The following is a 7414-nucleotide window of genomic DNA, read 5'->3' on the forward strand; positions in this document are numbered from 1 at the left end:
TTATTTTAAATTTAAGAAAAACAAAAAAGCCGACTCAGTTACGAGTCGGCTTATATTTTGAATATCAGTAGATTATTTAAGTAATTTCAAAGAATCTAAAGCGTATGTATTTGTAGGATCTAATGCTAATGTTTTATTAAAAAACTCTTTAGCTTTAGCTTTATCAGTATTTGCATAGAATGCTGCGATACTGTTATAAGACTCCGTAACTTTAGCTTTATTTTTAGTAACTTCTTCTGGACCTTTAGCTAATACTAAATCTAAATATTTTTGATAAGTAGCAGCCATAACATCATCTTTTTCCAAAGAACCATTAATTCTAGCTTTATACAAATAAGATTCTAAGTACGTTGGTGAAGCTACAATTACAGCATCCATTGCTAAATCTGCTTTTTGCAAGCTAGCAACATCTCTATCTTTTAAATCTTTATTTCTATTAACAGTGTAAGCTGCTAATCCGTAATAGATATTGTCTTCAAGGAAGTTTTTAGAATTTGGATTAGAAATAGCGATTTCAAAAATAGCTGCAGAAACATCATACACCTTTTCTGTGAAATATTTTTTACCAATTTCGTTTAAAGCGTTTGCTAAAGAAGGCTCAGCATCAACAGCTTTTTTTACATTTGCAATTCCAGAAGCTAATACTGTTCGATCTACAGTTTTCATATCAGCACCAATAGATTTTTTAACTGAAGCTAATCCAAGATAGAAATAATCTCCAGAAATAACTTTGTTTGAACCTTTATTGATAAATTCATTTAAAGCAGTAATTGCAGCGTCTGGATTTCCATTTTCATAAGCAGAATATCCTAAATAACGCATAATTCTTGGATTTACTTTATCTAGTTTTTGCATTTCGTTAGCTTCTTTTTCTAAAGCTTTATAATCTCTAGCCAAGATTAAAAAGTCAGCATGACGCATACGAGAAGACAAAGAGTAATCTGTCAATGACATGTATTTTTCATAATATCCAAGTGCTTTTTGAATATTCTCTGTGTACGTTTTTGGAACATTGTTCGCCCATAAATAGTAAGTTTCTGCAAGTTCTCTGTAAACAGGACCATAATTTGCATTTAAACCAACTACTTCATCAAACGCTTTTACAGCTTCAGTATAAGCTTTTGCACCTTTAAGTAAAACACCCAATTGCATTTTAGCTCTTATTAAAGAACTATCTGCTTGGTAAGCACTTCTGTAAGCAGAATACGCTTCATTTTGATTTTTATCACCATAGAATGCATCACCTAAAGCTAAGTTCACGTAGGCATTTGTTGGGTTAGCGGCTTTTGCTTTAGTTAAAACAGCAATTGCACTTTTATAATCTGGTTTGTCAGCATTCATGTATGCTTTAGCAACATACACATATTCTTCAATATCTTTTTTCTTAAGATCTTTTAAAACTTGATCGAATTTAGCTTTAGCAGAAACAGCATCACCCTTGTTTAAATCAAGTTGACCTAAACCAATGTTGTTTATTTTTCCGCCATCTGCTGTTAATCCTTTATCAAAAAAGATTTTAGCTGAGTCTTCTACACTTTGGGTTAAATAAATATTTCCTAAAAGAAACGAAGCTTTACCAGTGTTCTTTGATTGAACAATACTTTTTAACATCGATTTTGCCTTTTCATACTGTTCAGCATCAATTGCTTTTGTAGCTTGATCTAAATCTTGCGCTTGGCTCACGGCTGAAGCTAACAAAGCGATACTGAAAATTTTAAATTTGCTCATCTTATTTTACTTTTTTATTTTCTATTTGATTTCTAATCTTAATATTTCTACTTGGTTCACGCAATGGAGCAAGTCCAGATTGTAAAATTATTCGTTGTCCGATTTCTCCAGCAATGAATGAAGCAAAGCCCATTCCTAAACCATTATAACCTTGACAATTGATAATATGCAAAACACGTGCCAAAGGATAGGTTCGCGTAGCGATGTTGTCTTGCGTAGGCGAAACATACTCACCATCAACACCTTTAACACTTAGAACTTTTAGTTCGTCAATGTACTTTTCCATTTCTGGTTTTGGTTGTGTTAACCAATTCAAACCTACTACGCCAATCAATCCGTTATTTTCAGATACGAATTTTAGTACTTCATTGTTTGTTTTAACAGAAAAAACTCCTTCTGTTGGTAGCGATTCTATTCCTGCAAGTTCACATAAATATCTTACCGAACTCGAATTTGGATTATCAAAAACCAATCCTTTAATATCATTTTTTGAACCTTTCAAAAAATCAATAACTTGCTTTAATTCGATTAAAGTATCGTTGGATTTGTTGTTTTTTACAAAAGTAACAGCGTCAATTGCAAATGCTGTAACGATTGGTTTAATCTTTTTCTTTTCAAAAAAAGACTTTTCTTCTTTATTCAAATCTCTGGATAAAATGATAATCCTTGAAACTCCTTTAGAAAAATCTATAACCGCTTCTTTTTCCGATTTAGGAAGTAATTTAATTTTGGCTTTATACTGGCTTTCAAAAACCGTAACTTGATCTTCTACAATAGGCATTAATGATTCATCAACTAAAATAGAAGTAGTTCCAGATATTATTGAATCGGAATTCTTTTCATTAGTCTCTTTTTTACCACATGATAAAACAACAGCTAGGATAATAACCGGAATTAATGCCAAATATTTTACTTTATTCTTCATCTTCTTTATTGATATTAAAAGCGCGATAAAATCTAAAAAAACCGTAAACAATCATTAATACACCAAGTGCAATTCTGTACATTGGTTGCAATCGTAGTGGAAATTTCTCCCAAAGAATGATAATTACACCAAATGTTAAATAAATCAAAAAAAACAGAATTCCTATAAATAGAAGAAATCGCTCTTGAAGCGATTTCTTCTGGAAATTATTTCTAAAATTTTCAAACATTATTATTCTTCTGGAGTTTCTACAGAGAACGTTTGGATGAAAGAACATCTTACTTTTTTACCATTTTGTTCAGCTGGTGTCCATCTTGGTCCTTTTCTAAGTACTCTTTCTGCTTCTTTACCAGTTCCAAAACCGATATCTCTTAAAACTTTGATATCTGTTAATGAACCATCTTTTTCAACAACGAAAGAAACAATAACTTTTCCTTTTAAACCTGGCTCATCTGGAGCTGAAAAGTTATTTTTAAGAAATGAATACCATTTTTGAATTCCACCAGGAAATTCTGGTTTTACTTCAATACCTGCAGAATTGTAAATTGTATTATCTTCAGTAACTTCTGCTTGTTTTGGTCCATCACCTGGAGGAGTTAAAACAAGATCAGCATTTGGATCACCTTTAATATCCTCTTTACCAATATTTTTGTCCTTAATCTCTTCTACTTTTGGTGGTTCTTCTGTCACCTCGTTTGTTTTAGCCACAACTGGCTTAACAAATTTTACCTGATCCACTTTTGGAGGTGGCGGTGGAGGTGGTGGAATATTTTCTTTAGGCTTTTCTTCTTTTGGTGGTAACTTTACACTTGTTACTTTAGTTACGATCTCATCATCTTCTGAAGAAGAATCTGGCAACATATTAATAATTACAGGTGCAGCAATACCTAAAGAAAAAATAAAAGCTCCAATAATAAATGCTCGGATGTTTGTACTCGTATTTTTTTTACGTAAGTCATAAGCACCATAACTTTTATTACGACCTTCAAAAACGATATCAATCCATTTATTATTTAATAAATCTAATTTCATCTTTTTTAGTATTATGGTGTTGTAGTAACACCTTTATTTAATTCTTCTGCCAATTTATTTTCCTCTGGAGAAAATTCGTTAACAATCGCATTTGTAGGCACTTTACATATTGCCATTTCATCTAAAATATCTACTAAATTTTTATAAGTAGATTTTTTTGTAGGTTTAATAATTACGATCAAACCTTTGTCTTTACTACCAGTAACTTGAGGAACAGATTCTACTCTTTTAAGTAATTCTTTTCGAATACCTTCTTTTCCGTAAACTGTAGTTTGTGGCTTACCATTAGCCTCTGGAGCTTCTATAAGTCCATGAAACCATTTTATTTTATCATTGTCACCAAGAATAACAGTCATTGTTCTTCTTTGATCGGTTTTCATAATATTTTTTGGCTCGTCTTCCTCTTCTTTATCTGGTAAAGCCAAGTCCATTGACTGAGGCTTTGATAACGATGTGGTAAGCATAAAGAACGTGATTAGTAAAAAAGCTAAATCAACCATTGCAGTTAAATCAACTGCAGCATTTTGTTTTTTACTTCTTACTTTGCCACCGCCTTTTTTACCTCCGCCGTCGTCGGTATTTAATTGTGCCATGTTATTTTATATTACGGTTAATAGTCTTTACCTCTTGCACCAGTCACTAAATCGAAACTGTTTATTTTTTGGTCTTGTAAAATATCCATTACTTTTTTAATTTTTGGATATTGTTGCTTAGCATCACCTTTAATAGCAAAAGACAATTCTTTTTCTTTTCCTAATTCGATATTAGCTTGACGTGCTGTGTAAACCCAATCTTTTAATTGATTATCTAACGAGTCTAACGGTATACCTGATTGAACTCCAGGTTTACTTCTGTCAGTACTGTTCATATTGATAATTGAATTCAAAACATTTATTGGCACTCCAAATTCTTCCATCAAAGAAAACTGTTGATATTCTTTATCAGAAAATTTTACTCCATATTTTTCACCCATCAATTCTAATGTTTTTTGGCGAACATCTCTGTCCTTCATTCCAAAAAACACTTTATCTTTTCCTTCACTACTTCCAACAGTAATTAAAACCAATCCTGTATCAGGTAATTTATTTTTTACAGTTGAAGAAGGTGTTGTTACAGGTAAAGCTTCTGGAGTTTTAGCTGTAGCAGTTAAGATAAAGAACGTGAGTAAAAGAAAGGCCACATCACACATTGCTGTCATATCAATTGCACCAACGTTTTTGGACATTTTTATTTTTGCCATCTTTTATATTTATTAGTATCTATTATTTGAAAATCAAACAATAAATTATTTAATGCTTCCTCTCATTCTTCTGTACGTATTAACAATAGCTGTTCCAGCCTCATCGATTGAATACGTTAATGCGTCAATTTTTGAATTGAAAAAGTTGTACATGATAATTGCTAATGCAGAAGTTGCAATACCTGTTGCAGTGTTAATAAGTGCTTCAGAAATACCTGTTGCAAGAGCAGCTTGGTCTGGAGTTCCAGCAGAAGCTAACGCACCAAACGCTTTGATCATCCCTGATACTGTACCTAATAATCCACCTAATGTTCCTAAAGAAACTAATGTAGAAAGAATAGTCATGTGTTTTTCTAACATTGGCATTTCTAATGTAGTAGCCTCTTCAATTTCTTTGTGAATCATCTCTGAAGCTTCTTCACTATTGAATCCTTCTTTTTTAACGTCTTGATATTTAACCAAAGCAGATTTAATTGCATTTGCAACTGAACCTTGTTGTTTATCACAAGCATTGATTGCATCTTCGATTTTTCCTTCTTTAATGTCACCAAGAACATTTTTCATGAATTTATCTAGATTTGCTTTACCAGCAGCTTTAGCGATAACAAAATATCTTTCAAATGAGAAAACAATTACCATCAATAACATACCTAATAATATAGGAACTATAAATCCTCCCATGTAAACCATACCTAAAGTATTGATTGGTTTTGGATGTTCAGTATTGAAACTTCCTGGTTCAAAGTTTGCCTCTGCACCCATAATAAATTTCCATACTAATGTACCCACTAAAATACATGCTACAATAATAATCCCTGTGATCATTCCACCACCATTTGAACCGTTTTCTTTTTTAACGTTTGCCATTTTTTAAAATTTTAAGTTTTTAATAATTATAAGTTTTAGTTGTATATAAACTTGAATAGGAGCAAATTTAAATTTTTAGTTTTAATAAAAAAACTTTTTTTGTTATTTATAACATTCTCTTAAAACAGAGAAATTCTTAAAATTAATTTTAATAAAACAATTCTTTTAGTGCTAAAAATTTAAAAGTTCTAGAAATTAATCATTTAAATCAACTTCCTTACCAAACCTATAACGTTATTTTTTAATCGAATAGTATAAAAAAAAGTTCGAGATTGTTGAATTTAGGGAAATATTAACGTTTACTATGTCAGAATTTGGACCTCTAGAATTTCAAAAAAGTAGTATCTTGCACTGATTTTAGTCCAAATTCAACCATAAATATCTAGTAAAATGAGTAAAAAGGAAGATTTTATCCAACATATCAACGCAGGTTACACTTCAAAAGGTGAAAGTTTAGTATTAGGAGCAGCAATTTTAGATGGCGAACCTATAGGTGAAACCAAAGTAAAAATTCCGTTAAAAACTTTAAACCGTCATGGATTAATTGCTGGAGCAACTGGAACTGGAAAAACAAAAACCATTCAAGTTTTATCTGAACAATTGTCTTCTTTTGGAATTCCGGTATTGATGATGGATATAAAAGGTGACTTTTCTGGAATTGCAAAACCTGGAATTGAACAAGGATTTATTACAGAACGTCATACTAAAATTGATATACCTTATAATGTAACATCGTTTCCGGTTGAATTGATGACACTATCGGCTCAAGATGGCGTTAGAATGAGAGCAACAATTTCTGAATTTGGACCAGTTCTATTTTCACGAATATTAGATTTGAACGATACACAAGCTGGAGTTGTATCAGTAATTTTCAAATATTGCGACGATAAAAAGATGCCATTATTGGATTTAAAAGACATTAAAAAAGTCCTTAATTATATAACTGACGAAGGAAAAGATGAAATATCGGAAGAATATGGGAAGATTTCTACCGCAACGACTGGAACAATTCTGAGAAAAATAATCGAATTAGAACAACAAGGCGGTGATTTCTTTTTTGGCGAAAAATCATTTGAAATTGATGATTTATTAAGAATTGACGAAAACGGAAAAGGCTATGTAAATATCTTAAGATTGACCGATATTCAAGACAAACCTAAATTGTTCTCTACTTTTATGTTGAGTTTGTTGGCAGAAATTTATCAACAAATGCCAGAAAAAGGTGATGTTGACCAACCAGAATTGGTTTTGTTTATTGATGAAGCCCATTTAATTTTTGATGAAGCCAGCAAAGTTTTATTGGATCAAATTGAAACTATTATCAAATTAATTCGATCTAAAGGAATTGGTGTTTATTTCGTAACTCAAAATCCGATGGATATTCCTAAAGGTGTTTTGGCGCAATTGGGATTGAAAATCCAACATGCTTTGAGAGCTTTCACAGCAAATGACCGACAAGCCATCAAACAAACGGCAGACAACTACCCAACATCTGATTATTATCAAACGGATGAAATATTGACTTCGCTTGGAATTGGTGAAGCATTTGTAACCGCATTAAACGAAAAAGGAATTCCAACGCCATTAGCTGCAACAATGATGCGCGCACCAATGAGTAGAAT

8 protein-coding genes are annotated in these 7414 nt (G+C 31.8%); 1 reads left to right on the forward strand and 7 read right to left on the reverse strand.

Going from position 1 to position 7414, the window contains the following annotated elements; translation table 11 throughout:
* Nucleotides 1–72: 72 nt before the first annotated feature.
* The 7 genes from DIU01_RS12915 to DIU01_RS12945 are packed head-to-tail and all read right to left on the reverse strand — an operon-like array spanning nucleotide 73 to nucleotide 5792.
* Entirely contained in the window at nucleotides 73–1728 is a 1656-nt protein-coding gene (locus tag DIU01_RS12915) for a hypothetical protein (protein ID WP_290835096.1), read from the reverse strand.
* A 1-nt stretch (nucleotide 1729) separates the two neighbouring features.
* The gene (locus DIU01_RS12920) at nucleotides 1730–2653 is read right to left on the reverse strand and encodes a PstS family phosphate ABC transporter substrate-binding protein (protein WP_290835098.1); all 924 of its coding nucleotides are present in this window, start codon (nucleotides 2651–2653) and stop codon (nucleotides 1730–1732) included.
* Complete coding sequence (locus DIU01_RS12925) at nucleotides 2643–2882, reverse strand: hypothetical protein (protein WP_290835110.1); 240 nt, start codon at nucleotides 2880–2882, stop codon at nucleotides 2643–2645. The genes DIU01_RS12920 and DIU01_RS12925 overlap by 11 nt, the downstream gene beginning before the upstream one ends.
* 2 nt (nucleotides 2883–2884) lie before the next feature.
* The gene (locus tag DIU01_RS12930; RefSeq protein WP_290835112.1) at nucleotides 2885–3685 is read right to left on the reverse strand and encodes an energy transducer TonB; all 801 of its coding nucleotides are present in this window, start codon (nucleotides 3683–3685) and stop codon (nucleotides 2885–2887) included.
* An 11-nt stretch (nucleotides 3686–3696) separates the two neighbouring features.
* Nucleotides 3697–4278, reverse strand: a complete 582-nt coding sequence (locus DIU01_RS12935) for a biopolymer transporter ExbD (RefSeq protein ID WP_290835114.1) — start codon at nucleotides 4276–4278, stop codon at nucleotides 3697–3699.
* Between the two features lie 17 nt (nucleotides 4279–4295).
* Nucleotides 4296–4925, reverse strand: coding sequence for a biopolymer transporter ExbD (locus DIU01_RS12940; RefSeq protein ID WP_290835116.1), 630 nt, complete (start codon nucleotides 4923–4925; stop codon nucleotides 4296–4298).
* Between the two features lie 45 nt (nucleotides 4926–4970).
* A complete protein-coding gene (locus DIU01_RS12945; RefSeq protein WP_290835119.1) occupies nucleotides 4971–5792 on the reverse strand; it encodes a MotA/TolQ/ExbB proton channel family protein in 822 nt (273 codons plus the stop codon).
* A gap of 390 nt (nucleotides 5793–6182) precedes the next feature.
* Here DIU01_RS12945 and DIU01_RS12950 point away from each other — a divergent pair.
* Nucleotides 6183–7414 (forward strand): helicase HerA-like domain-containing protein (locus DIU01_RS12950; protein ID WP_290835121.1); only part of this gene is annotated, 1232 nt, incomplete at its 3' end.

The organism is Flavobacterium sp. (genome assembly GCF_003525665.1).
GTDB lineage: Bacteria > Bacteroidota > Bacteroidia > Flavobacteriales > Flavobacteriaceae > Flavobacterium.

Bases quoted from the DNA above. Each gene is read 5' to 3' on its own strand.
- DIU01_RS12915 (WP_290835096.1), bottom strand. From the start codon at position 1,728: ATGAGCAAATTTAAAATTTTCAGTATCGCTTTGTTAGCTTCAGCCGTG.
- DIU01_RS12920 (WP_290835098.1), bottom strand. From the start codon at position 2,653: ATGAAGAATAAAGTAAAATATTTGGCATTAATTCCGGTTATTATCCTA.
- DIU01_RS12925 (WP_290835110.1), bottom strand. From the start codon at position 2,882: ATGTTTGAAAATTTTAGAAATAATTTCCAGAAGAAATCGCTTCAAGAG.
- DIU01_RS12930 (WP_290835112.1), bottom strand. From the start codon at position 3,685: ATGAAATTAGATTTATTAAATAATAAATGGATTGATATCGTTTTTGAA.
- DIU01_RS12935 (WP_290835114.1), bottom strand. From the start codon at position 4,278: ATGGCACAATTAAATACCGACGACGGCGGAGGTAAAAAAGGCGGTGGC.
- DIU01_RS12940 (WP_290835116.1), bottom strand. From the start codon at position 4,925: ATGGCAAAAATAAAAATGTCCAAAAACGTTGGTGCAATTGATATGACA.
- DIU01_RS12945 (WP_290835119.1), bottom strand. From the start codon at position 5,792: ATGGCAAACGTTAAAAAAGAAAACGGTTCAAATGGTGGTGGAATGATC.